This window comes from Ruegeria sp. YS9, assembly GCF_024628725.1.
Lineage (GTDB): Bacteria > Pseudomonadota > Alphaproteobacteria > Rhodobacterales > Rhodobacteraceae > Ruegeria > Ruegeria atlantica_C.
In genome coordinates this window covers 3,135,359-3,160,188 of the sequence record NZ_CP102409.1, presented here as the reverse complement: position 1 = coordinate 3,160,188, position 24,830 = coordinate 3,135,359, and the positions used below count along the sequence as shown (strand labels likewise).

Below are 24,830 nucleotides of genomic sequence, written 5' to 3'. Positions count from 1 at the left end.
CACATGAACCTGATGAAATCTCTCATCCCTGCCGCCGCGATTGCCGCGCTGCCGCAGATGGGCCTGGCGCAAGAGGCCGCAGGCGAGACCGCACAGCATACGCAATACATCCTGACTTCGCTGTTGTTTCTGGTCGGCGGTTTTCTGGTATTCTGGATGGCCGCGGGCTTTGCCATGCTCGAGGCCGGTCTGGTGCGTTCGAAAAACGTGGCCATGCAGTTGGTCAAGAACATGGGCCTGTTTTCCTTTGCGGCCATCATGTACTGGCTGGTCGGTTTCAACCTGATGTACCCCGGTGATGGCTGGACCATCACAGGCATTCTGGGCGCGTTCTCGCCAACGTCGCTCGAGCCGGTTGGTTTGGCCGACACCGAAACCGCGCTGGATTATGCGTCGGTCGGTTCAGACTTCTTTTTCCAACTGATGTTCTGCGCCACCACCGCGTCCATCGTGTCGGGCACCATGGCCGAACGCGTCAAACTGTGGCCCTTCTTCTTCTTCGTGATCGTCCTGACGGGCATCATCTACCCGATCGAAGCGTCCTGGCAGTGGGGTGGCGGCTGGTTGTCCGAGATGGGCTTCAGCGACTTCGCCGGCTCGACCCTGGTGCATGCCGCAGGTGGTTTCGCAGCTCTGGCCGGTGCCATCGTCCTGGGCCCGCGTATCGGCAAGTACAACAAAGAAGGCAAGGTTGTTCCGATCCCCGGTTCAAACCTGGCGCTGGCAACCTTGGGGACGTTCATCCTGTGGTTGGGTTGGTTCGGTTTCAACGGCGGCTCGCAGCTGGCAATGGGAACCATCGGTGACATGGCCGATATCAGCCGTATCTTCGCCAACACCAACATGGCCGCTGCCGCCGGTGCCGTCGCCGCCCTGATCCTGACGCAGGTGATGTACGGCAAGGTCGACCTGACCATGGTTCTGAACGGCGCGCTGGCCGGGCTGGTGTCAATCACCGCTGAACCACTGGCACCGTCGCTGTTTCAGGCACTGATCATTGGCGCAATCGGCGGTGTGATCGTTGTCCTGACCGTTCCGATGCTGGACCGCATGAAGATCGATGACGTGGTCGGTGCGATCCCGGTTCACCTGATCGCAGGCTTCTGGGGCACCTTCATCGTGGCATGGACCAACGGTGATGCATCCTTCGTGACCCAGATCATCGGCTTCGCGGCCATCGGTCTCTTCGTTTTCATAGTCAGCTTCATTCTCTTCTCGGTCCTCAAGGCTACGGTCGGCCTGCGGGTCGGCGAGGAAGAAGAGATCAACGGGCTCGACATGGGCGAACTGGGTATGGAAGCCTATCCCGAGTTCTCGAAAGGCTGAGCCCACTTCAACCAAAACAAAAAACCCGGGCATTCGTGCCCGGGTTTTTTGTTTGGCAATGTCTGATAGTCAGACGCCGACGTCAATGATGGCCTTGGCCAGAATCGGCACGGTTGTCGCGTTCAGACCGGCGATGTTCAGGCGGCTGTCGCCGACCATGTAGATGCCGTGTTCAACGCGCAGTTTCTCGACCAGTTCCGGGGCCGCACCCAAGCGCGAGAACATGCCGCGGTGCTGGGCGATGAAACCAAAGCGGTCCGAGCCGCTCAGGCGCTGGAGTTCATCGGCCAGTTGGCGACGCAGGCCCAGCATCGACAGGCGCACCTCTTCCAGTTCGGCCATCCAGTCGGCGCGCAGGGCTTCGTCCATCAGGATCGTGGTCACAACGCGTGCGCCGTGGTCGGGTGGAAACGAATAATTCTGGCGGTTCAGGAATGCCAATGTACCCTGGTTCAAAGCGGTCTGCCCGCCATCGGCGCTGATGGCCATCAGCAAACCGGTGCGTTCGCGATACACGCCGAAATTCTTCGAACATGACGCCGCTATCAGGCATTCCTTGACCGAAGACGCGACCAAACGTGTTGCTTGCGCATCCTCTTCCAGACCGTCGCCGAAGCCCTGATAGGCGATGTCGATCATTGCAACGAGGCCAAGTGCGTTGATCAGGTTCACGACCTCCTGCCATTGAACCATGTTGAGGTTGGCGCCGGTCGGGTTGTGGCAGCAACCGTGCAGCAGAACCACGTCACCCGCCTTGGCGGTCTTCAGGTCTTCGATCATGCCGTCGAAATCGACGCCACGTGTGTCACCATCGAAATAGCGGTATTGAACCGTCTCAATCCCAAGGTAGTTCAGGATCGACAAGTGGTTCGGCCATGTCGGGTTCGACACGAAGACGCGGGCCGACGGGTTCGCCATGCGGATCATCTCGAACGCCTGACGGCAGGCGCCGGTACCGCCCGGTGTCGCCACAGCCGCGATATTGCCGCGCTGAACCGAGGTGCCGAGGATCAGACCGATCATCGCATCCGCATAGGCCGGGTCGCCGGCCAGCCCGGTATAGGCTTTGGTTTCCTGCTCTTCCCAGATGCGCTGCTCGGCCGCTTTGACGGCGCGCATGACCGGGGTAATGCCTTCTGCGTTTTTGTAGACGCCGACACCCAGGTCGATCTTCTGATCGCGCGGGTCTTCGCGGTACATCTGCATCAGCGCCAGGATCTTGTCGGCAGGCTGCGGTTTCAGGTTCTCGAACATCAGGTCTCTCCGGTTGCGACGGGCAGGGTCGGGAAGGCGCCCCATTCAGCCCATGAGCCGTCATAAAGCGAGTGGTCTTTCTTGCCCATGCGCTCCAGCGCAAGGCTCAGGATCGCGGCAGTCACGCCGGACCCGCACGAAGTGATCGCCGGTTTCGACAGATCGACGCCCGCCGCCTCGAATATGGCGCGGCATTCTTCCGGCGACTTCATGGTGCCATTGGCGTTCAGCAACTGGCCAAAGGGGACATTGCGTGAACCCGGGATATGCCCCGAGCGCAGCCCCTCGCGCGGTTCGGCCTCGGCCCCGGAAAACCGGCTGGCCGAGCGGGCGTCGATAATCTCATGATCACCCAGCTTGGCGGCGGCGGACACTTGCGTGACGTCCCGGACAAGCTGATTTTGCACCCGAACGGTCATATGACGATCACGGATGACCGGCGGCAGGTCTTCAACCTCGCGCCCTTCCGCCTGCCATTTGGGGAATCCACCATCCAGAACCGCGATGTTTTCCTGCCCCATCAGACGGAACAGCCACCAGACCCGCGCGGCCGACATCAGCCCGGCGCCATCGTAGACCACGACCTGATGACCATCGCCCACCCCCATCGCGCGCAGGCGCGACATGAATTTCTCGACCGGAGGCGCCATGTGCGGCAAGTCGGAACGGTGATCAGATATCTCATCAATATCAAAGAACCGCGCACCGGGGATGTGGCCTGCATCATATTCGGCCTTTGCATCACGATTTTGCGCGGGCAAGTACCACGACCCGTCCAGAATCCGCAGATCCGGATCCTTTATATGCGCGGCCAGCCATTCGGTGGATACGAGGGTTTTTGGATCGTCCTGCATCAAAGCCTCCCCTAAGCGCGCTTGATTTTTCCCTATACCCGGCGGCATAGGGGTTCAAGGCTGGATAGCGCTCACTTGGCGCTGCGCAGGCGGAAATGTTGGATAATCCCAATGAGGCTGATCAGAATCCAGAACCCCTCGATCAACATTGATGCGAGATTGAAGTTCTGGAGCAGGGAATAGACGATCAACACCGAGCCCAGCAGGTTGATCACCGGAAAGGCCAGATCATCCGAGTTCATCATCCGCATCTGTGTTGCGAAATACGCGGCGACCACGATCAGAGCCCCGAAAGAGCCGATGGCGTCGACGATGGTCAGGCTGTCGAAAAATGCGGTCATGAATGGGCCTTGCCGTTCTCAACAAATTCGGTGTGTTGGGCGTAATGGTGCATGTTCAAAAAGGCCGCCCCCTGCGGACCGGCGCGATACCCGTGCGGGAGATCTGCCGCGAAACGCAGCCCCTGCCCGGCCTGTAGGGAAACCCACTCGTCTCCGCGCAGGATCTCAAGCGTGCCGCTCAGAACAAAGACCTCCTCGGTCACGCCTGTCGCGTGGGCGGGCGACTCGTGGCTTTGGTTCGGCTTGAGGTTGACGTGGAACGTCTCGGCCCCCAGAGCGGGATCGAATGGAAAGACGATCTTGACCTCGATCGTGCCGGGGAAAGTTACGGTCTGAAATACCGAAGGATCCCCGTTCATCGTATCGATCAGCGCGCTGAGCGGCAGTTGAAACCCCTTGGCAATTTTCCACAGCGTTGCGATGGTCGGGCTGGATTCGCCGCGCTCGATCTGCCCCAGCATGGCTTTGCTCACGCCAGTCATCTCGGCCACTTTCGACAGGCTCAGGCCCGATGCCGCACGCACGTCCCGCAGTTTCAGCGTTATATCGTCAGAGTCCATCTCATCGTCCCGCGAATCCTCTTGTGCGTTATAGCGCACATGTGGTACGTGCGCTATAACGTACGAACCCCAAGACATGCACCCCGAGGCAACAGGGAAACAGCATCATGCCATTGTACCGATCCAGAACCTCAACCCATGGCCGCAACATGGCTGGCGCACGCGGCCTTTGGCGCGCCACCGGCATGGGAGACGATGATTTCGGCAAACCGATCATTGCCATCGTCAACTCGTTCACCCAGTTCGTGCCCGGTCACGTCCACCTGAAGGACCTGGGTCAGATGGTTGCGCGCGAGGTCGAGGCCGCCGGTGGCGTTGCAAAAGAATTCAACACGATCGCGGTGGATGACGGCATCGCAATGGGCCATGACGGGATGTTGTATTCGCTGCCCTCGCGCGAAGTCATTGCGGATTCGGTCGAATACATGGTCAACGCGCATTGTGCCGACGCGATGGTCTGCATTTCGAATTGCGACAAGATCACTCCCGGCATGCTGATGGCCGCGATGCGCCTGAACATCCCTGCCATATTTGTCTCGGGCGGGCCGATGGAGGCCGGCAAGATCGATATCGCAGATCTGGATGCCAAGAAGATCGACCTCGTCGACGCCATGGTCGCCGCGGCGGACGACAAATTCACCGACGAACAGGTACAACATATCGAAGAGAATGCCTGCCCGACCTGCGGGTCCTGTTCTGGCATGTTCACTGCGAACTCGATGAACTGTCTGGCCGAAGCGTTGGGTCTCGCCCTGCCGGGCAACGGCTCGACACTGGCGACACATGCCGACCGCAAAGAGCTGTTCCTTGAGGCAGGCCGCCGGATCGTCGAGATCACCAAGCGCCATTATGACCTAGACGAAAAAGGTTTTCTCCCACGCGAGATTGCCACCTTCGAAGCATTCGAAAACGCCATGAGCCTCGACATCGCCATGGGCGGATCGACCAACACGGTTCTGCATCTGCTGGCGATCGCGCATGAGGGTGGCGTTGATTTCACCATGACCGACATGGACCGCCTGAGCCGCCGCGTTCCCTGCCTGTGCAAAGTCGCGCCCAACACCGAAAATGTGCACATGGAAGACGTCCACCGCGCCGGAGGTATCTTCTCGATTCTCGGAGAGCTCAGCCGCGCTGGCCTGCTGCACGAGGAATGCAGCACGGTGCATTCCGCCACGATGGGCGAGGCGATCGCCAACTGGGACATCAAGGTCGCCAACAATCCCAAGGCGCAGGAGCTGTTCAAAGCCGCCCCCGGCGGCGTGCGCACCACACAGGCGTTCAGCCAGTCGAACCGGTACAAGGAACTGGATACCGACCGTGAAGGCGGCGTGATCCGCTCGAAAGAACACGCGTTCAGCCAGGATGGCGGTCTGGCCGTTCTGTTCGGCAATATCGCCCGCGACGGCTGTATCGTGAAAACTGCTGGCGTGGACTCCAATATCCTGAAGTTTACTGGCTCGGCTTACGTGTGCGAAAGTCAGGATCAGGCGGTCAACGACATTCTCACCGGCAAGGTAAAAGAAGGCGACGTGGTGGTGATCCGCTATGAAGGCCCGCGCGGCGGCCCGGGGATGCAGGAAATGCTGTATCCGACGTCATATCTGAAGTCCAAAGGACTGGGCAAAGCCTGCGCGCTGCTGACCGATGGTCGTTTCTCGGGCGGCACATCAGGCCTGTCGATCGGACATGTATCACCCGAGGCGGCCGAAGGCGGTGAGATCGGCCTGGTGCAGAATGGCGACACGATCGAGATCGACATCCCCAACCGCACCATTCATCTGGCTGTGTCAGATGAAGAGCTGGCCGCCCGCCGCACGGAACAGGACGCAAAGGGGTGGGAGCCCGCCGCGCCCCGCAAACGCAAGGTGTCCACTGCGCTCAAGGCCTATGCAAAGCTGACGACCAGCGCAGCAAAAGGGGCTGTTCGCCAAGTCTGAGCGCCTGCGGGACCGGCTTGCTGAGGCGGCGAGCCGGGATTTCGACCGTCCTCAAGAACTCCCGCGCCCAAATCGCACCATCAGCTTTGCTGATGCCACGTTTGGCCTTGGGCCCGGCGCCGCGCAACGCGCGGCGCCGGGCCCAACCGGAGGAGATGTTTCGCAAGAAAAAACGACGACGGGCGGGAGCACCCCACCGTCAGTCGCCCAGTTTGGCGTGGATTTCGTCCAGATCGATTTCGCCGATCGGCATCTTGTTGGCCGGGTTTTCGAAGTCGTATTTGAACAGCTCGAAATCCTGCTTGTAGATCTCGTAGACCAGATGCATTGACAGATCGTCAAAGTAGTCTTCAACCGGATGCGCACGTTTTGGTCCGTGCCCTTCGGATTCATTGAACCGTGGGATCTCGGACAATTTGACCGGGTGCTTCAGCTCGACACTGTCCAGAACATCCTGCATCCCGTCATTGAACGCTTCTGTCCAGAATATCCGGTCATAGTGACCGCCGTTCACGATGAAAGTAGACACGTGGCCTGACATCGCAGACCAGTGAATGTCCGGGTCCATCGGGCGCCGCCACCGGATCGTATCACGCGCAAACAGCAGAAACCGGCGAAAGCTGGCGATCTGGTCAAACTCTCCTTTGCCGTCGTCACCGCCCACTTCGATCCCGTAGTTGTAGATCAGCGTCGGCACCAGATTGCCGCGGTATCTCTTGCCGTTGCGCTGAATGCCGCAGATTTTGTCAAAGAATGAGCTGAGAATGCGGGTGTAGGGATTGCGCACGCAAGTGAACGAATAGGATGCGTGATTGCGCACGTTGTTCGAGATCAGCTCCTGGCTCTGATCAAATGCCCATTTGTGCATGCCGTCCTTGGCATCATGGATATCACCGTCAAAGAACTGGCCGTGATCCGAAAAATACATGATCTGACCAATGGTCGAGCAGGCACATTTGGGCACCACACGGTACACCATGCTTTCGCTCTCGGTCATCCAGGTACCGGGAAACCCCATCTGCTGTGCCTCCTCCGCTGGCCTGGTCTCGATGCGATACGCCAGCTTTTGGTTACAAAGAACCAAAATTATTCTGTTTATTCAATCGTTCATCCTCAGTATCACGGTTGAAATCAGGCAGAAACGGATATTGCGTTATCTCTATGGCAAAAGTCGCCTATATATTGCTGTGTCACAAGGACCCTGAGGCCATCATTGCTCAGGCCGAACAACTGACAGCTGTCGGCGATTGCATGGCCATCCATTTTGACGCCAGCGCCAGCACCGAAGCCTATGAGCGCATTCGGTCCGCACTGGATCAGAACCCCAATGTTACCTTTGCGAAAAAGCGCGTCAGATGCGGCTGGGGAGAATGGTCGCTGGTGCAGGCCACGCTGAACGCCCTGCAAGCCGCCGTGGAAACCTTCCCCCGCGCCACGCATTTCTACATGCTGTCCGGTGACTGCATGGCGATCAAAACCGCTGAATACACGCACCGTTACCTCGACGATCACGACAAGGATTTCATCGAAAGCCACGATTTCTTTGAAAGCAACTGGATCAAGACCGGCATGAAAGAAGACCGGTTGATCTATCGCCACTACTTCAACGAACGTACGCAGTCCAAGCTGTTCTATGCCGCCTATGAATTGCAGAAGCGCTTCGGTCTGACGCGGGACATCCCCCAGGACATTCAGATGATGATCGGCAGCCAATGGTGGTGCCTGCGTCGCAGAACCGTCGAAATGATTCTGGATTTCCTGCGTCAGCGCCGGGATGTGATACGGTTTTTTTCGACCACGTGGATCCCTGATGAAACCTTCTTTCAGACGCTGGTGCGTCACCTGATCCCGAAAAACGAGATTGAAAACCGAACGCCGACATTCCTGATGTTTTCGGACTATGGAATGCCGGTCACGTTCTACAATGACCACTATGACATGTTGCTGGGCCAGGATTATCTGTTCGCACGCAAGATCAGCGCCGAGGCGCATGAGTTGAAGGCCCGGCTCGGTTCGCTCTATGCAAGTGAGGGCGTCGATTTCCCGATCTCGAACGAGGGGCGCAATCTGTACGCGTTTCTCACCGGTCGCGGACGCATCGGCCGCCGGTTCGGACAACGCTTCTGGGAAGCCGGGAGCGTACTCGGCCCGGAACGGGAACTGTTCGTGATCGTCTGCAAGAAATGGCATGTCGCCAAACGTCTTGTCGATCAGATCGCATCTGAAACGGATATTCCTTGCGTCGAATACCTGTTCAACGAAGAAAACACGTTGCTGCCGGACCTGGGCGGGATCGAATCCACACTGACCAAGCGCTCTCGTCACCGGCGCGCCGTTCTGCGCCTGTTGTTCGACAGTTTCGGGTCGGATCAGCTGGTGCTGTGCCTTGACCCGGCCAATCTTGACGCGCTCGAGGATTTCTGCGGCGACCAGGCCAAAACCCACGTGCTTGAGATCGAATGCGAATACTCGGACGATTATCTGATCGGCCACGCGCGTCGCGTCGGGCTGGCCGGAGACAACAGTCCAACGGAAACCGTTGCTTCCTTGCTGCCGACCCTTCGCAACGATCTGGGCTATGAATCCGAACGGATCCGTGCCGCCCGGCTGGACAATTACCTGCGCCTGCGGGAAACAGCCCCGCGCGCCGAGAACGAAGCGGTTATTGCCAGGTTTCTTGGGGTTGGTGAAGACAAAGCCCAAGCCATCATGCAGTTGGATTATCTTTTCCTCGACTGATCCCCAAAGCCCTTCACAGATTGTGTGCTTGAAACTGGGCACCTGTGCCCTGCGCAATCCAAATCGCGGATGGCAAGTGTTCCGCCACACAAGGCAGCAGCAGCCGCTGCAACTGCACTCGTGATTTTTATTCAAATATCGGATATTGTGCAGCCAATTGGGCCATTTTGTTCATACTTTTTCTATCAGCAACACGGCCCTTGCCAGGAACACGCACGGAAAACGGGCAGGTCTTTTATTCTGAATGACCGGTGTCTGAGCTTCGAAGAACCAGAAGCACTGGCTGACCGAAGATTGAAATATTGCAACGCAACTCCGGGGGGACACAGTTGTGACCATAGATCAAATTTCCAAATCCAGACCTTACACCCCAAGCGACGCAGACTGGAAGATGATATATGATGTCCTTCCGGGCAAGGCTCAGATCGCCGACCCAGCCGTCATCAACCCACAATTCGAATGTATCGAAGTGACCGGCAACGCGGTTCTGCCGGCGAACGGCATGTATATCGTGCTGCGCGGCGTGGTTAAGCTGCGCCAGAACGGGAATCCATTGGCCAGCGCGGATGTCGGTGATTACTTCTATGAAGAACACCTGCAAATCTCGGATATACCTGTCAGCCTTGAAGCGCTTGCGCTGGATGGAACCCGGCTGGCGTATCTGTCCAGCAAGAACTGGCTTCAGATACCAGAGAGCGTCCGGCAACCCTGTTTTGCAACGATGTTTGGTGATCTGGTCAGCGTTCAGTTGCAGAACTTTCAGCAGCCAATCAATTGTTGCAGCGTCACGGCGGCCGCTCTCAGCATGTCGGCGCTGGGGTTCAGCTGCGAAGTCAATGACATCTTCCGCGAATGCGCATTGCCCTCGTCCTTTGTCGTGAACGACGGAATCTCGCTGGGCGAGCTTTTTGACGTCGCCTGCACCTACATTCACACGCAGGGGCTGCGCGAGAGGGTTCAGGTTCAGGCCTATTTCATGGACGAAGACACAACCAGTGTGCCTCTGCTGCTTGAGGCGATCGACGAATCCAACCGGCTGGGCGGTGACAACGACATTCTGGTGGCGAATTTCCAGGTCGGTCTTGCCCATGGCAAAGAGAACATGCCCGGCGGCCATTTTGCCGTCATCGCCAAGTGCAATCCAAGCACGGGGCTGGTGCATATGATGGATGTGCACCCTGAAAAATACGGCAAGCTTTGGGTGACAACCGTCGAACGGTTGTGGCAAGCCATGTCGGATCGTGATGGAACCTCGATGCGGTCCCGCGGCCTGTTGCGGTTTTCAGCACGGGCAGCGGTCAAGACGCATCTGAAGACCTTCAAGCAGCGGTGCAACTACGTCGACAGCACACGTTATCTGGCGAAAGACCCCAAGAAACGCCGCAACCTGTTCCGCCGGGCGACCCCCAACATGAACTCGATCGGCGTTTTGGTGGAAAGCCTCGCCATTCACGGCGACTACAGGGTGGACGAGGACGAGTTGCTGCGGGCGGCCCAGGTGTCGTTCACGGATACTGTCCGCCGGGTCGCCACCGCCAAAGACATGCACGACATGGTCGAAAAGTATATCAGACAATCCGAGAACCTGCATCTGAGCAGCTCGTTCCACAGCTTTGGAACCCGTGACGACAAATCAATCCAGACCCCCGAGGACTGGTTCAAGGCGCAGTTGAAAAGCCTGACCACGAACAGCAATCGCCACCTGATGATCAACATCGACTTCAATCGCGTCACCGGGATCGAGGCGATCCGCCCGCCGGACAACGTGTTTCGGGAAACTGCGTTGCTGGAAGAGTTCTGGTGCCTGTGCATAGACTATGACGAGGATGAAGACGTTGTGACCATAGTTGATATGAGTCCGGCGACCTCGCAGGTCTGGCAAGCGCCGCGCGGCAACATTTTCCGTGGTCTGCGGGATCTCGAAGACCCTGCATTGTTGGTGATCGAAGAGGTCGAGCCGCCCGAAAACCCAAGCGATGTTGCCAGCATCATCAAGCACAATACGATGGTTCTGTTCTACGAGGACGAGGACCCGTGGTCCTATATGCTGCGCAGCATTCTTTCGAATATCGGGGCAACGACCGTCAAGCAGATCGACGTGGGCGGGCGGGATCCCAATATGATCAGGATGCGGCGGCAACTGGTGACGCTTGGGGAAAGACCGGACGTGCCGTATCTGTTTTTCAAAGGGAAATGCATCAGCAAAAGCGAAAAGCTGGAAGACATCGTCGACATGATCCAGGTCGGTGAATTGCAGGCCAGGATGCGCAAGGAAGGGCTGCCGGTATCCGATCTGAACGAAACCCCCAGCCTTGAGAAAAACCCCTTCGGCTACCCAAAAGGGGTGATGAATCAGGTAAACGCCGGAAAGCGAAACGTATTGCTCTGCGCCTGCGGGTCGTCGGCGGCGGACAAGATCCCCGAGCTGGTCGAACGCATCGTCGATGCGGGGCATAACGTGAAACTGATCCCGTCTGTTTCGGCCGAGAAATTCTTTCGCGATTTCGGGGCCGAACGGATCGACGCCAAGATCACCCATAACGACTATTACCGCGACGACGACGAATGGAATTTCCGCTATTTGAAGTTCGACATGCCGGTGCGCGCTTCGCATCTGGCGCTGTGTGACTGGGCAGATTGCGTCATCGTGGCCCCCATTACCTGCAATACGATGGGCAAGGTTGCCAATGGCATCGCCGACAACCTTCTGACCTCGGTCTTCGTGGCTTGGCAATATCAGAAGAAACCGGTGATCCTCTGCCCCGCCTGCAATACGAATATGTGGAACAATATCACCACGCAGAACAACGTCGACAAGCTTAGGACGCTTGGGGTCGATTTCGTCGGACCGCGCGAAGGTCGCCTGTCGAACGGCCGGATGGGCATCGGCATGATGGCAACGCCGGACCAGATCATGGAAGCTTTGGCGGATGCGTTCGAGGAATTGGACGACCAGAAGTATCGCGTCTGCAAATGGGCGCGCGAGGCCGCCGCCGCCGATGACATCAACGAATGGAAGCGCGTGTTCCGCGCCATCGACGAAGGCGTGGTCGGCGTCAACATCGTGGACGAGGCCCACGGAGATTCACTGTTGCACTATGCAGCGGGCGGTGAAGGCGAACTGGGCGAAAGCGGCCATGATCTGGGCAAGCCCGACTATGAGGCCGCCCAGGACCTGATCGACCGGGATATCGACGTCAACATCGTCAATGACCACGGGTTCACGGCGCTGCATGTGGCGGTGATGAACAAGGCGCCGAAGATGGTCGAGATTCTGCTGGGTGCTGATGACATGGATGCGACCCCGTGCATCGAGTTCGTTCAGGGCATGCAGATCGAACCGGAAATCCGTTCCATGCTGGACAGATGGGCGCAAGATCACAACCTGAAGATGGCAGACCCCGAACAGGGGCGCAACGAAAGCTTCGTGGCCGTCAAAGAACCCTCTTACCTGTATTTCACCTATGGATCCCTGAAGCAGGGATTCCCCAATCATGACGCACACAGCAAAGTTCTGAACGACTTCGTGGGAACGGCGCGCACCCGGCAACCGATGCCCTTGATCATCCCGAAGGAACCATTCTGCGACAATCCCAATTGTGGATATCTGCATCGCATGGCAACCCTTGTGGATCAGCAGGGGATGGGCAAGCAAGTGGTTGGAGAGGTCTACCGTGTCACCGAATCCGGCCTCGGCGAACTGGACAGGCTGGAGGGGTATCACGGCCCCGGCTCACCCGAGAATGTCTATGTGCGCAAGAAGATCAACGTCGTCGTCGAGGGGGCGATGAAACCCGCTTATGCCTATGTAATCGCGGATCCGGAAAAGTACCTGAAAAGCTGGCGCGAGGGCACATCCGAAGTGGTGAGCGACTATACGCTGGATATGGCGCAGGGCGAACCCAAACCCGGGTTTGAACCGGTGGCCTAACACTCTCGCGTGCTGATCGGTGGCGGTTCGGAACTGTTCTTGATGCTGAGATTATAGGCCGTGATCGCCACCATGCACAGCAGCACGAAAGGCCAGAAACTGGCCTTTGGAATCAGGTTGTCCCGATAATGGATGATCCGCAGCGACGGTACCGCCTCGGACGCGAAAAGGTAGGTGTTGATCGAAACCGCCAGCAGCATGAAATACATGAGGAAAAAGAACGACTCCATGTAGATCACGGGCGATCCGGCGAACCCTTCGCGCAGTTGCACATGGGCCAGCAGGATCACGAAGAACAGAACCGAACAGGTGCCGATCACGCTGGACGTGCTGAAGTCATGCCGCTCTACCAGACCCTCGCGGCGCGTGACGGTCATGACCGCACCGAACAGCAGCATCACCACAACAAGCAATGGAATCATGTGCACGATGAACGCGTTTGCGAAATTGCGCTTGATGACAAAGTTGTAATGCAACTCGGGCGTGTTGGTCTGGTAAGCATTCTGCCGGATGCCCAGCGTCGTATCCAGATTTGACAGCTTGTAATCGAAATAGGTGTTTTCACGCTCCCACGTGCCCATCACGATCCGGTTGTCGATCCCAAAAATGTCATCCGGTCCGGTCGCCGGATAAGCGTCGAAGTCAGGAACCAGCGCGACGTTGGCCTCAAAAGAGGCCGGCCAGAACCGTACCCAAACCGTTTTGTGGTCGAACGGGTAACTGGTGTAGTCGAAGCTCTGGCGCAGAGTTTGTTCGAAATACCAACCAATCAAAACGCCGTCGGGTTGCGGCAACCGATAGGCCTGTTCGATAAGGCCGTTTGCCGTATCGACCGCTTCGGGCAGAAGAAACCCGGCCTCACCTTCGGCAGGAATGATCGCGTCATGTTCACCTGCTTTGTAGTGCTGCCAGATATAGCCGGTGAGCTGTACATCGCTGGCGCCAAGAAAGCTGAAAGACTTTATGAAAATCCCCGTTCTCAAACGGTAGTCCGGTGCAACGTCCAGCTTGCACAGATATGCATCTACCGCAGCCTGGTCAGGCAGTTGCGTCGGGTCTCCTTCGAAGTGGTTCAGTTCGATCCAAAGCTTGAGCAACAAAGCGGCCAACCCAAAGGTCAGCAAACCCGAGATAAGCCACACCTTTCCTTCGACGCTCATTCAGCCTCCTGCCTTGCCGCCTATTCCGCCAGAAAATCCGCTCGGCCCAGCAACGATTGCGTGATGCCCATTGCTGCAAACTGCTCATTCAGATCGGCAAATCCGCTATGTTGTGAGGGTGGGATTTTCTGCTTCCCGCTCTCGGCCAATAGCCGTGCTTGACGAATGGACAAGTCAACCATTGGCAAAGGCTCATTCTTGGTGAACGCGGCAAGCCCATCCGCATATTCAATTGCGGCATCCCAATCACCGCGCGCCAGCATGACAGCGCTGGCATCGGGGAAAAAATGTAGATGGCTGTGGCCGACACATCCCTCAGCGATGATCTCGGAACCCAGTTTCAAAAGGCGTGTTTGCTCATCCGGGTCCGTTTCGGCCATCGCCAGTGCTGACAGGGCCTTGGGTCCAACAAAATTCCGGCCATGTTCAAGCGCGATTTCGACTGCTCGCAGACCGGTTTCACGTGAGCGCCCAACCTGGCCGGCATAAACCTGCGTTCTGGCCATGTGTTCCAACGCCTGCGCTTCAAGGCGTTTTGCGCCCACGCGCTCGGCAATTTCGGCAGAGACGCCAAAGGCTTCAAGCGCACGGTCGAGACTGCCCAGAAAGGTTTCGGCCACACCAAGACATGTTTGCGCAACACATTCCGGAACAAATGCGAAATACGTCTGCGAGATTTCAATCGCCTCATTGGCATCTGCTCGGCCCTGACCGACATCCCCAGTATAGCTGCGCGCCACGCTGAGATTGTGCAGATTTGCCGCAAGGTCCCGAACCAGCCCTTTTTCACGCGCCCGTTCAGCGGCTTGGGTATAGAACCCCGCCGCCGTCTTCATCGAGGCTTTCATGAAATTGGCGTCGCCAAACCCACTCAGCGCCCCAACTTCAAGGCGCGGGGATTCCAGTTTGCGGGCAAGCAAGAGCGCCCGCTCGTTGGCCTTCAGCGCTTCTTTGTTCCGTCCCAGCGGGAAGTAGACGTTGCCGCGCACATAGCTTATCTGGGCCTCATCTTCCTCGGACCCGCAGCGCTGTGCTGCTGCCTCAGCAATGTCGAGCGCTTCCAGCGCGTCCTGATACAGGCTTGCTTGCCGCGCCGCCTGCGCCAGCCCGATATGGGCCCGGGCGATTTGTTCATCGGTTTCCGCCAAACTGGCCGCGTCCTTGAACTCGTCCAAAGCTTCGTTTGACAACCCCTGCAACCGATGCGTTTCGCCCCGCGCGCACAGCAGGTCAAATCGGACACCCGCCGGGGACGGCAATTCCAAAGCACGCTCGATCAGCGGGCTGGCATCGTCGAACCGGAAGGCTTGGATCAATTTATCCGCAGCCTCCAGATAGGCTTGCGCTGCGTTATTGGCCCCGGCCCGGTCCAGATGCTGGGCGCGCAAGGTGACGTCTCGATCCTCGAACCACTGTGCCGCCTGTCGATGCAGACGGGCCCGTTCGGATTTGACCAAAGTAGCATAGGACCCGTCCCGGATCAGCGCGTGGGCAAACATGAGATCAGGTCCGGCCTCTCGGATCAGCGCCGACCGGATCAGGTTACTCGTATCCAGATGTCCTTCGCCCAGAACGAAATTCAGAACTTCGGGCGAGAACCTTTGCCCCAGAACCGATGCGGCCTGAAGGGCGGTTCGACTGGCGCGATCCAACGCATCCAATCGCGACTGGACGATACCCTGAATACTTCCGGGCACACTTTCCTGCTTGAGTACGTCTGTGTTGCGCAACAGCTGTTCCAGAAACAACGGGTTGCCGCCCGCCCGTTGGACACATGTCTCCAGCAAATCCTGATCGATGGCCCGGAACTCTTCGACCAGTTGTCTGACATGCTCCTCTCCCATTGGCGCCAGTTCCAGCTTTGACACCAGCGCGCCGTCCGTCGCCATCTGCCAGTCCCTGTCGATCGGATCGCCTTCGGCCCGACTGGACATCATCAACACACAGGGAATGTTCCGCGTCGCTGCGGCGATATGCGAACAGGCCGTCAGGATGTCAGGGGTCGCCCAGTGGATGTCCTCAATCTGAATAAGTAGGGGCGATTCCTGGCTGCTGGCCGAAAGCAGTTCCTCAAGAACCTGACGCCGTCCTCGCAGACGGGTCTTGTTGTCCATCACGGCATAGACCTCGGCCAGACCCGGGTCTTGCTCAAGCTCAAGCAAGGCATTGAGATGCGCGGCGTTGGAAGGACTGACCCAGCCCCTGCTGATCGCGTCTTTTGCGACAGCCGCCCCTGTTTCCGCCCCATCTGACGCTTCAAGTCCCAGAATGCTGCGGGCGACGGTCTGAATGGCTGAATGACCTTCGCGCGCACCGAAATCCACCACAACGCCGTTGTGGATTTTGTAGGACAGGTTGGTGGCCAGTTCCGCCACCTGCTCGGACAGGTGGGTTTTTCCAATTCCGGGTTCGCCCAGAACGATATGAACTTCTCCTTTGCCATGGCGTTGGCATCGGTCGAATGTGGCCGAGAAAATCGACATCTCGCGCTCGCGCCCGATGAATTTGTGCCGTCTCGTTCGAATGTTCCTGGCCAGCCGGTCCAGACGCCAGACCTCAACTGGTTCGTTCAGCCCCTTGATCGCCTTGACCCCGATGGAGTCGCCCACGAACAACGGACCCAGCGCGCGTTGAATGTCATGTGAGACCAGCGTTTCCCCTGCCGCTGATATGTCCGTGAGACGGGAGGCCAAGTTTACGCCATCTCCTGTCACCGTGTATTCCGTATGTGACTGGCTGCCGGTTGTACTGGCAATGACCTGACCCGAAGAGATGCCGATATGGCAGGAAAGCGGCGGCGACAACGTCGAAAGAACCGCGTGAATTTCAGCCGCAGCGCGTGCTGCCCTTTCGGTGTCGTTTGTATGTGAGATCGGCGCCCCGAAAACAGCCATGACCGCATCACCAATATGCTTGTCGATACGACCGCCGTATTTTTCGACCACATTGTCCACTTTGCTGAAGAACTGATTGAGCAGCGCGTGCAGATCCTCGGCATCCAGCTCACTGGAAATTTTCGTGAACCCGGTCAGGTCAGCAAACATCACCGTGACCTGCCGCCGCGCGGGTTCATGCGGTGCCGTTGGTTCAGGTTCGGCCGCGGTGTGGGTGGAATCAAGTTGCTCGATGGCACGCAAAAGCCGCCGACGATCGCCGACAGCAGTCACGCCGATTTCGATCAGATCCTCTGCCGTCAAATCTGGCAGAATGGAAAAGTCGATCTTGTTGTCAATGAAGGCCTGCGCGTACTCGTTCAATCCATTTGCGCTCAGCCAGCCCCTCAGGTCTTGAGACATATCGCCCCTCTGAAGTCCCCCACTTCAAGCGAGAGCCTAGCATGGCAGCGGGCCCGAGTCTGCAAAAACCAAATTAATTCGTGATTTTGAGCAGGGTTAATCCATTTTTCATGCGTTCACCTGGCTTGCATTTCCAAACCCGCTCGACAGGACAAATGAACGGCAGGCCTCGGAGATTTCTCGAAACCGCGCTCTTTCCCTGACATAAAGATACACTTCGCGCCTGTCCGGCAAATCCGAAATCGGACGAAAGGCAACTGCGTCCGGGATGAATTGCGCGACGGTCTGCGGCAGGACAGTGATCCATTGGCCTGCCCTGACCGTCGTGATCAGGGAATGCGTGTTGTGAATGGTAACCTCGGCCCCGTCCAGAATCTCTCGGAAAGGCGCGGACTCGATAAAGTCACACAGGGCGTTTCGAACGAAAGGCTCAGCCACGAGATCCGAAATGGCTGGCGGTTCTGCCCGCGTCATCAGCGGATGATCCGATGCCGCAACCAGCCCGAAGCGATCCTGAAACAGCGGCTCTGCACTGACCCCGTTCAGTGGATGATGGCCGGACGCAATGCCGATATCAGACGTGTCGCCGGCAACCGCATCCAGAACCTGCTGCGAATCGCCGTCTCGCAGCTCGATCTTCAGGCCGGGAAAGCGAGACGTCATATGATCCAGCAGGGCAGGAAAGACCAACGCCCCCACGGACGGCACGGATACGATACGGATCAACCCGTGCTCGGCCTGTGCCGCCAGTTCAATGTTCTGAACGGCCTGATCAAAATCCCGCACCTGTTTGAGGGCGAGGTCAAGAACTTGCTGACCCAGCGGTGAAAGGTGGTTTTTCCGTTCGCCTTCAAACAGTTTCTTGCCCAGATGCTCTTCGAATTGTTTCAGCATCATTGAGACGGCAGATTGTGTCCGGCCCAGACGGCTGGCTGCCTCGGCAAGATTTCCGGTTTGGGCCACGGTGCAAAAGCACCGCAGCATTTCCACTTTCACGGCCATGTTTCAATCTTTCTGAAGTTTTCTAAAGTTATTTTAGTTTGACTGATATCGGCAGCAAGTTCCATTCTTTCGCAGACTGAACTTTGCGAATTTGGGGCCTGACGTGACCAAACTGAATCTGATTGCCGGCGAATGGCTGGCGGGCGAAAGCGAAATTGAAAACCGCAATCCATCGGACCTGAGCGATCTGGTCGGTATGTTCGCGCAGGCCAGTGCCGATCAGCTTGAGGCAACGCTGGATCAGGCGCGTGTGGCACAGTTGGAGTGGGCTGCCTACGGGTTGGAGCGCAAGCAGGCCGTACTGAACGCCATCGGCAATGAACTGATGGCCCGCGCCGAGGAACTCGGCACTCTGCTGAGCCGTGAAGAAGGAAAACCGCTGGCCGAGGGCAAGGGCGAGGTCTACCGCGCCGGTCAGTTCTTCACCTACTATGCGGCCGAATGTCTGCGACAGATCGGAGAGAACGCCGATTCCGTGCGCCCGGACATCGAGGTTGACGTGCGCCGCGAGGCTGTTGGCGTGGTTGCCATCATCAGCCCGTGGAACTTCCCCACCGCAACGGCTTCGTGGAAGATCGCCCCGGCGCTTTGCTATGGCAACGCGGTAGTGTGGAAGCCCGCCAACATCACCCCTGCCTCGGCCGTGGCCCTGACCGAAATCATCGCGCGGCAAGACATCCCCAAGGGTCTGTTCAGCCTGGTGATGGGCTCGGGCCGTTCCATCGGTCAGCGTCTGGTGGAAAGCCCCAAGGTCAATGCGATTTCATTCACCGGATCGGTTCCCGTGGGTAAAGGCATTGCTGCTGCGGCCATCCAGAACCTGACCAAGGTGCAGATGGAAATGGGGTCCAAAAACGCGCTGGCCGTGATGGACGATGCCGATCTGGATCTGGCGGTGACGCTGGCGCTGGGCGGGGCATTCGGCGGCACCGGTCAGAAGTGCACGGCTTCGTCGCGTCTGGTCGTCCACGCGGGCATCCATGATGCCTTCGTCGAAAAGCTGGTGGCCGGTGCACAGGCGATGAAAGTCGGCCACGCGCTGGAGGACGGCGTTCAGATGGGTCCGGTCGTCAGCCAGCAGCAGTTGAATGAAAACCTCGCCTATGTCGATCTGGGCAAATCCGAAGGCGCCGAGCTGGCCTGTGGTGGTCAGCGGCTGGAGATGCCCCATGACGGTTTCTACATGTCGCCGGGGGTGTTCCTGAACACCACCAACGATATGCGCATCAACCGCGAAGAAATGTTCGCACCGCTGACCAGTGTCATCAAGGTCGGCAGCTATGACGAGGCGCTGAGCGTCGTGAACGACACCAATTTCGGCCTGACCTCGGGCATCGTGACCAAGTCGCTGGCTCGCGCAACCCATTTCCGCCGCAACGCACGCACCGGCGTGGTGACGGTGAACCTGCCCACCGCAGGCACCGATTACCACGTGCCATTCGGCGGTCGGGGTGACAGTTCGTACGGTCCCCGCGAACAGGGCAAAGCAGCAGCCGAGTTCTACACGACCGTCAAAACCGCCTATATCAGCGCCGGCCCCGTCTGATGCGGATCGACGGCCTGCAATATGCCAACTGGTCGGAAAAGATCTTCCGCCAGCTGCGCGAAGGGGGCGTGGACGCGATCCACGTCACCATCTCCTATCATGAGAATTTCCGCGAAACGGTTCTGAATTTCGAGAAATGGAACCGCTGGTTCGAGCAATACCCGGATCTGATCATGAAAGGCCGGTGGGCCAGCGACATCGACACGGCACGCGAAACGGGCCGGACCGCCGTGTTTTTCGGATTTCAGAACCCGTCGCCCATTGAAGACGATATCGGGCTGGTCGAAATCCTGCACGATCTGGGCGCGCGGTTCATGCAACTGACCTACAACAACCAATCCCTGCTGGCGACCGGTTGCTACGAGGCCGAAGACACCGGCATCACCCGCATGGGCAAGCAGGTCATCAAAGAGATGAACCGCGTGGGCCTTGTGATCGACATGAGCCATTCGGCAGACCGTTCCACGATCGAGGCGGCTGAAGTCTCGGACCGGCCCATCGCGATTACACATGCCAATCCGCACGAATGGTCCCCGGCCCTGCGCAACAAGCGGGATGACGTCATCCGCGCGGTAACGGAAAAAGGTGGGATGCTGGGCTTTTCGGTCTACCCTCACCACCTGAAAGACAAGTCCGATTGCACGCTGGAGAGCTTCTGCGAAATGATCGCCCGCACTGCCGACAAATACGGGGCCGAACATCTGGGGATCGGCACTGACTTGTGTCAGGATCAGCCCGACAGCGTCGTGGAATGGATGCGTGTGGGGCGTTGGACAAAAGAAATCGACTATGGCGAAGGCTCGGCCTCGGCTCCGGGATTCCCACCGATGCCGGGCTGGTTTCAGGACAACCGAGACTTTGGAAACATCGAAAAAGGGTTACGCGCGACCGGCCTGAACGATGACGAAGTGGCCGGGATCATGGGCAGGAACTGGTACCGGTTCTTTGCCGAGAACTTCGTCCCACAAAGGTAACCAAATGGAACCACACGCGCAGACAGAGATCGCCAGACGTGACCCATCCACGGTCATGCGGCTGTCACGGTTGGGATCGTTGCACCAATGTCGGCTCAGCTTTATGCGGCAACTGACGCGCCGCATGGCCGAAGAAAACTGGAGCTTTTCGCGCCCTGCGTTTGAAATTGACAACAAGGGTGTGGGCCATGCGGTCTATACCGCGCAAGGCCCCGATCGGGCCTATTCGCTGGTCGCCTTTGCCCATGACCTGCCCCCCGAACAGCGATCTGACCGGGTGATTGCCGAGGCCTGGGATGCCACCTTCGCGTTGTTTGACGGCATTCCAACGGCAGAGGATATCGACCGTCTGTCGCAGAATGTTCCGTTGCAAGAAGCCGGACGTATCAGCGAAGCCGAACTGTCCCTGTCTCGGGCCAACCGTTCCGTGCGGCTTTGGACACATGTAGTGGATCGTCTTGCGGCGGGGCAGCAACCCGATCTCGAACAGATCTACAAAGTCGGTTACCTTATGCGGACCACGGCCGTTTATGGGTCGGGCAAATTTGGCGCAGCAGACCGGGAAAAGACAGCCGGCCGGGCCGAAGTCAGTGGTCCGTTCCAGATCGAGATGCTGTCAGTCTATCTGACCCGCGCCTTTGTGCGCGATCTGGTACAGCATATGGCGCAGGTCAAAGGCGGGGATCGGACCGCAGAGCTTGATCCAGACATCGCCCGTTGGCTGGGCATCGGGAATTCGACCGGCCTGGGTATGGCCCCGTTCATCGTCAATCACCCGGTACTGTTCAACAACTGGATCATGGTGCGCGAAGAAGCAATCTCGCGCGTTCGGTCCATTGGGACGGCTTCGGCAGATGAAGCACGTGTCTTTTGCGATGTCTTTGCAAGCTGCAAACAGTCAATCTCCTGGTGGCGATCTGAACACCCGGTGCAGATGGAAAAGCTGGCGGCCCTGAATTCGGATCTGGATAAAATCGAAGAGTATCTGGCCAAGGATGACCTGACACAGGACCACCCCTGGAACCGTCTGATCCTTTGGTCCGAAACCACGCTGACCGAAGAAGGTCAGGAACTGCTGGCCTCTCTGATCCTTGAACCTTATGGCACGCTTGTTGACGGGCTTGCGAGTTGCATGGCGGACACCAACACGGCCGCGCAGGTGATTGATGGGGCAATGCCGGTATCGGCGGTGCGTGCGTTGATCCGGAACAGCTTTGACTGGGCTTTGAACCTGGATTGGGCCGCCGCCGAAAACTGCGCGCGGGCCTGGTACGTGTCCGAAGACAAGCTGGAACCCCGGCTGGGGGAACGCTTCGAAGAACCGATCTCGGATTATGAACAACCTCTTGCACCGGCACGGGATGCGACCCTGGCTTTCGAAGCAATGCAGGACTGGCCAGATGACACTCCGATCGCAGAGTTTCTGTTGCGCCATCCGGAACACCGCCACAGCGTGCGCCGCGCGCAAATCAGCCGCATCGCTCCGTACGGTGAAATTCGAGACAACACGATCAGCGCGCAGGTGATGCCCATTGATATGCTGCGCGCCAAACTGTCCTTCTTTGGGGCGACGCATTTCGACCCGCGTTCGGATCGGTGGGTGCGTATCTGCATGTATTCAGGTGCACCCTACCCGGAAGAGCTGAACGCCGCGAACGCCGACCTGTGGGTTTATCCGGAGGTTGTGCAATGACCTTCTCGTTGAACGAAGTGGAAGCCACTGCCAAACGCGCAACCCGTGGGGCTGGATATGCCTGGGGTGTGGCGGAAGAAGCCGCGAAAGCAACCCGATGGCTTTGCGTTCAGGGGTTTGACGGACCAGCGATCCTGGCCCAGTTGCTTGAGCAGGAATTTGCGCCGCACCTGGAACATCACGTCCCAGAGGCCCGGGACGGTATGTGGACCGGTGCCCGGGATCTGTGTCCCCTTATGACCGGATCGGCATTATCAGATTTCCCGGACGCCCTGTCACAAGACAAAGTTCTGATTTCCAATGTTGCCGCACCTCTTCTGTTGCTGCCCTTTGTCGCCACCATGGCGAAAAAGCGGAAATCGACTGTGGAAATCACTTTGGACGGGTTTTCCGTGACCACTGATGGTGTTCATCTGAGCTGTGAAGAATTCGGAATGGACAGGGCAAACCGCGTCGGGATAACCGAAATCGACCAAATCAGACCCGCCCGCTCCATGCACAGCCGCGCCACCCCGGATCCGGGGGCGTGGAAGCTCCTCAACACCGTGGCGCATCGCACCTATGCCCCCGCAACTGAACAATCCCAACTGCTTGGCGCTGGTTCAGGCTTGTCAGACAACGATTGAAGGACGATCCGATGACCGAAACCAGAACTCTCTCGCTTGCCGAAATAGAAGAGCTGTCATTCAATGCGCTGGTGGCCGCCGGCACAAGCGAAGAAAATGCACGCCCTCTGGCTGTTGCCACAGCCGCGACCGAGGCAGACGGCGTGGCCAGCCATGGGCTGGCGTATATCCCGATCTATTGCGAGCATGTTCAATGCGGCAAGGTGGACGGTCAGGCAAAACCGGCCCTTGAAACCCCGCGTCCGGGCCTCATCCGGGTCGATGCCAAAACCGGGTTTGCACATTCGGCCATTGATCTGGGTTTTGAGGCGCTGATCCCGGCGGCACAGGAACAGGGCATCGCCGCATTGGCGATTACAAACAGCTACAATTGCGGTGTGCTGGGTTATCACACGTATCGGCTGGCCCAGGCAGGGCTGGTCGGATTGGGGTTCACCAATGCGCCAGCATCCATCGCACCTTCGGGCGGATCGAAACCTGTTGTTGGCACCAATCCTTTCTCGATCGCGGCACCGGGTACGGATGGTCAACCCGCACTGCTGATTGATCAAAGCGCCAGCACCATCGCCAAAAGCGAAGTGATGAAGCATGCACGGGAAGGAAAGGCCATTCCCGTCGGATGGGCGCTGGACGCTGACGGCAACCCGACAACGGACCCTAACGTCGGTCTGAAAGGCAGCATGGCCCCGTCCGGCGGCTACAAAGGCGTGGGTGTTGCTTTGCTGACCGAAGTCATGGCCGCAGCCCTTACCGGATCTACACTTGGGTTGAACGCATCGCCTTTTTCCGGAACGGCCGGTGGCCCCCCAAAGACCGGGCAGTTTTTCATTGCGATTGATCCCGTGGCGTCGTCCGCAGGTTTGTTTTCAAATGCCATGGCAACTCTGGTTGAGTCGATCAGAGCTCAGGACGGTGCGCATCTGCCCGGCGATGGCCGCCGCAAGAACCGGCTTTCGTCAAGCAAAGCGGGAGTCGCAGTGAACTCCGCAACCCTGTCAAAGATTGAAGCGATTTTGGGCTCCGGCTAGGCGACGGGTTCACCGCCCATTGAGTGCAGTTGCCAAGTGGTGGCGATCCCCAAGACTGCACCGGACAATTCGGTCAAAGGGTTTGCCTGTCTCTGGTTGGCAGGCGCGTTGAAAGGCAACGGGATATGCGCCTGTATCCCGGGCGCAAAAAGCGCAAGTCGCGTGTGAAATCCGATTTGGCGAGATACATGCCGCGCGAAAACGCTCGGCAGACAAAAAAACTGGCAACGCGTCGAAACCCGACAAGACCGATGTCCCACGGTCGTCCTATCGGCCGTCGTCATGTGCTGGTGTTGACACAACCGGCCAGATCCAAACCCGCCATGTTTCACCACACCGCATGGCCGCTCGGGATTCCTTCCGCTCCTCAGAGTTTGTTCGTATGTGGTGTGGATTGTTGGTGTAACTCCACCGTATTGCCACACCACGGAATATTTGTCCTCAAAATGGGCATTTGGGAAAACTGGCGACCCCGGCAGGATTCGAACCTGCAACCTGCCCCTTAGGAGGGGGCTGCTCTATCCAGTTGAGCCACGGGGCCGCGCCCTGCCTTCTGTAAC

At 58.1% G+C, this 24,830-nt stretch carries 17 protein-coding genes and 1 tRNA gene; 9 read left to right on the top strand and 9 right to left on the bottom strand.

Translation table 11 applies throughout. The features are described from left to right. The first annotated feature begins 3 nt into the window (after positions 1 to 3). Entirely contained in the window at positions 4 to 1,326 is a 1,323-nt protein-coding gene (locus NOR97_RS15930) for an ammonium transporter (RefSeq protein WP_257599790.1), read from the top strand. A 69-nt stretch (positions 1,327 to 1,395) separates the two neighbouring features. On the opposite strand, the gene NOR97_RS15925 is transcribed toward NOR97_RS15930, so the two are convergent. The 4 genes from NOR97_RS15925 to NOR97_RS15910 all read right to left on the bottom strand — a co-directional run bounded on the left by NOR97_RS15925 (position 1,396) and on the right by NOR97_RS15910 (position 4,335). Beyond that, positions 1,396 to 2,580, bottom strand: coding sequence for an amino acid aminotransferase (locus tag NOR97_RS15925; RefSeq protein ID WP_257599789.1), 1,185 nt, complete (start codon positions 2,578 to 2,580; stop codon positions 1,396 to 1,398). Next, positions 2,580 to 3,434 carry a 3-mercaptopyruvate sulfurtransferase gene (gene sseA / locus NOR97_RS15920; RefSeq protein ID WP_170345741.1) on the bottom strand — a complete coding sequence of 285 codons (855 nt, stop codon included), beginning with the start codon at positions 3,432 to 3,434 and terminating at the stop codon, positions 2,580 to 2,582. The genes NOR97_RS15925 and sseA overlap by 1 nt, the downstream gene beginning before the upstream one ends. 71 nt (positions 3,435 to 3,505) lie before the next feature. Next, positions 3,506 to 3,775 carry a hypothetical protein gene (locus tag NOR97_RS15915; protein WP_152459709.1) on the bottom strand — a complete coding sequence of 90 codons (270 nt, stop codon included), beginning with the start codon at positions 3,773 to 3,775 and terminating at the stop codon, positions 3,506 to 3,508. After that, the gene (locus NOR97_RS15910; RefSeq protein WP_257599788.1) at positions 3,772 to 4,335 is read right to left on the bottom strand and encodes a helix-turn-helix domain-containing protein; all 564 of its coding nucleotides are present in this window, start codon (positions 4,333 to 4,335) and stop codon (positions 3,772 to 3,774) included. The genes NOR97_RS15915 and NOR97_RS15910 overlap by 4 nt, the downstream gene beginning before the upstream one ends. A 107-nt stretch (positions 4,336 to 4,442) precedes the next feature. Here NOR97_RS15910 and ilvD point away from each other — a divergent pair, with 107 nt between their 5' ends. After that, positions 4,443 to 6,275: a dihydroxy-acid dehydratase gene (ilvD, locus tag NOR97_RS15905; RefSeq protein ID WP_257599787.1), complete on the top strand. Its 1,833-nt coding sequence runs from the start codon at positions 4,443 to 4,445 to the stop codon at positions 6,273 to 6,275. 199 nt (positions 6,276 to 6,474) lie between these two features. On the opposite strand, the gene NOR97_RS15900 is transcribed toward ilvD, so the two are convergent. Then, the gene (locus NOR97_RS15900) at positions 6,475 to 7,293 is read right to left on the bottom strand and encodes a sulfotransferase family protein (RefSeq protein ID WP_257599786.1); all 819 of its coding nucleotides are present in this window, start codon (positions 7,291 to 7,293) and stop codon (positions 6,475 to 6,477) included. 143 nt (positions 7,294 to 7,436) lie between these two features. Here NOR97_RS15900 and NOR97_RS15895 point away from each other — a divergent pair, with 143 nt between their 5' ends. Together NOR97_RS15895 and NOR97_RS15890 are read left to right on the top strand one after the other, a co-directional pair. Further along, positions 7,437 to 9,014, top strand: coding sequence for a beta-1,6-N-acetylglucosaminyltransferase (locus NOR97_RS15895; protein ID WP_257599785.1), 1,578 nt, complete (start codon positions 7,437 to 7,439; stop codon positions 9,012 to 9,014). A gap of 331 nt (positions 9,015 to 9,345) precedes the next feature. Continuing rightward, a complete protein-coding gene (locus NOR97_RS15890) occupies positions 9,346 to 12,945 on the top strand; it encodes a flavoprotein (protein WP_257599784.1) in 3,600 nt (1,199 codons plus the stop codon). On the opposite strand, the gene NOR97_RS15885 is transcribed toward NOR97_RS15890, so the two are convergent. The 3 genes from NOR97_RS15885 to NOR97_RS15875 form a co-directional block, all read right to left on the bottom strand. Next, on the bottom strand, positions 12,942 to 14,105 hold the full coding sequence (locus NOR97_RS15885; protein WP_170345747.1) for a hypothetical protein: 1,164 nt from the start codon (positions 14,103 to 14,105) through the stop codon (positions 12,942 to 12,944). The genes NOR97_RS15890 and NOR97_RS15885 overlap by 4 nt on opposite strands. 20 nt (positions 14,106 to 14,125) lie before the next feature. Continuing rightward, a complete protein-coding gene (locus tag NOR97_RS15880) occupies positions 14,126 to 17,401 on the bottom strand; it encodes an adenylate/guanylate cyclase domain-containing protein (protein ID WP_257599783.1) in 3,276 nt (1,091 codons plus the stop codon). 108 nt (positions 17,402 to 17,509) lie between these two features. After that, positions 17,510 to 18,403: a LysR family transcriptional regulator gene (locus NOR97_RS15875; protein ID WP_170345749.1), complete on the bottom strand. Its 894-nt coding sequence runs from the start codon at positions 18,401 to 18,403 to the stop codon at positions 17,510 to 17,512. 103 nt (positions 18,404 to 18,506) lie between these two features. Here NOR97_RS15875 and NOR97_RS15870 point away from each other — a divergent pair, with 103 nt between their 5' ends. From NOR97_RS15870 to NOR97_RS15850, 5 genes are read left to right on the top strand one after another with little or no spacing between them, the layout of a single operon-like run. After that, complete coding sequence (locus tag NOR97_RS15870) at positions 18,507 to 19,949, top strand: aldehyde dehydrogenase family protein (RefSeq protein WP_170345750.1); 1,443 nt, start codon at positions 18,507 to 18,509, stop codon at positions 19,947 to 19,949. Beyond that, complete coding sequence (locus NOR97_RS15865) at positions 19,949 to 20,923, top strand: dipeptidase (RefSeq protein WP_257599782.1); 975 nt, start codon at positions 19,949 to 19,951, stop codon at positions 20,921 to 20,923. The genes NOR97_RS15870 and NOR97_RS15865 overlap by 1 nt, the downstream gene beginning before the upstream one ends. Before the next feature lie 4 nt (positions 20,924 to 20,927). Continuing rightward, positions 20,928 to 22,616, top strand: coding sequence for a hypothetical protein (locus NOR97_RS15860; RefSeq protein WP_257599781.1), 1,689 nt, complete (start codon positions 20,928 to 20,930; stop codon positions 22,614 to 22,616). After that, a complete protein-coding gene (locus tag NOR97_RS15855; RefSeq protein ID WP_257599780.1) occupies positions 22,613 to 23,242 on the top strand; it encodes a DUF3726 domain-containing protein in 630 nt (209 codons plus the stop codon). Before NOR97_RS15860 ends, NOR97_RS15855 begins: the two co-directional genes overlap by 4 nt. An 11-nt stretch (positions 23,243 to 23,253) precedes the next feature. Then, on the top strand, positions 23,254 to 24,270 hold the full coding sequence (locus tag NOR97_RS15850) for an Ldh family oxidoreductase (protein ID WP_257599779.1): 1,017 nt from the start codon (positions 23,254 to 23,256) through the stop codon (positions 24,268 to 24,270). Between the two features lie 464 nt (positions 24,271 to 24,734). On the opposite strand, the gene NOR97_RS15845 is transcribed toward NOR97_RS15850, so the two are convergent. After that, a tRNA-Arg gene (locus NOR97_RS15845) sits at positions 24,735 to 24,811 on the bottom strand. Positions 24,812 to 24,830: the final 19 nt, after the last annotated feature.

Excerpts from the sequence above, each read along its gene's own strand:
- NOR97_RS15930 (WP_257599790.1), top strand. The coding sequence starts at position 4 with ATGAACCTGATGAAATCTCTCATCCCTGCCGCCGCGATTGCCGCGCTG.
- NOR97_RS15925 (WP_257599789.1), bottom strand. The coding sequence starts at position 2,580 with ATGTTCGAGAACCTGAAACCGCAGCCTGCCGACAAGATCCTGGCGCTG.
- sseA (WP_170345741.1), bottom strand. The coding sequence starts at position 3,434 with ATGCAGGACGATCCAAAAACCCTCGTATCCACCGAATGGCTGGCCGCG.
- NOR97_RS15915 (WP_152459709.1), bottom strand. The coding sequence starts at position 3,775 with ATGACCGCATTTTTCGACAGCCTGACCATCGTCGACGCCATCGGCTCT.
- NOR97_RS15910 (WP_257599788.1), bottom strand. The coding sequence starts at position 4,335 with ATGGACTCTGACGATATAACGCTGAAACTGCGGGACGTGCGTGCGGCA.
- ilvD (WP_257599787.1), top strand. The coding sequence starts at position 4,443 with ATGCCATTGTACCGATCCAGAACCTCAACCCATGGCCGCAACATGGCT.
- NOR97_RS15900 (WP_257599786.1), bottom strand. The coding sequence starts at position 7,293 with ATGGGGTTTCCCGGTACCTGGATGACCGAGAGCGAAAGCATGGTGTAC.
- NOR97_RS15895 (WP_257599785.1), top strand. The coding sequence starts at position 7,437 with ATGGCAAAAGTCGCCTATATATTGCTGTGTCACAAGGACCCTGAGGCC.
- NOR97_RS15885 (WP_170345747.1), bottom strand. The coding sequence starts at position 14,105 with ATGAGCGTCGAAGGAAAGGTGTGGCTTATCTCGGGTTTGCTGACCTTT.
- NOR97_RS15880 (WP_257599783.1), bottom strand. The coding sequence starts at position 17,401 with ATGTCTCAAGACCTGAGGGGCTGGCTGAGCGCAAATGGATTGAACGAG.
- NOR97_RS15875 (WP_170345749.1), bottom strand. The coding sequence starts at position 18,403 with ATGGCCGTGAAAGTGGAAATGCTGCGGTGCTTTTGCACCGTGGCCCAA.
- NOR97_RS15865 (WP_257599782.1), top strand. The coding sequence starts at position 19,949 with ATGCGGATCGACGGCCTGCAATATGCCAACTGGTCGGAAAAGATCTTC.
- NOR97_RS15860 (WP_257599781.1), top strand. The coding sequence starts at position 20,928 with ATGGAACCACACGCGCAGACAGAGATCGCCAGACGTGACCCATCCACG.
- NOR97_RS15855 (WP_257599780.1), top strand. The coding sequence starts at position 22,613 with ATGACCTTCTCGTTGAACGAAGTGGAAGCCACTGCCAAACGCGCAACC.
- NOR97_RS15850 (WP_257599779.1), top strand. The coding sequence starts at position 23,254 with ATGACCGAAACCAGAACTCTCTCGCTTGCCGAAATAGAAGAGCTGTCA.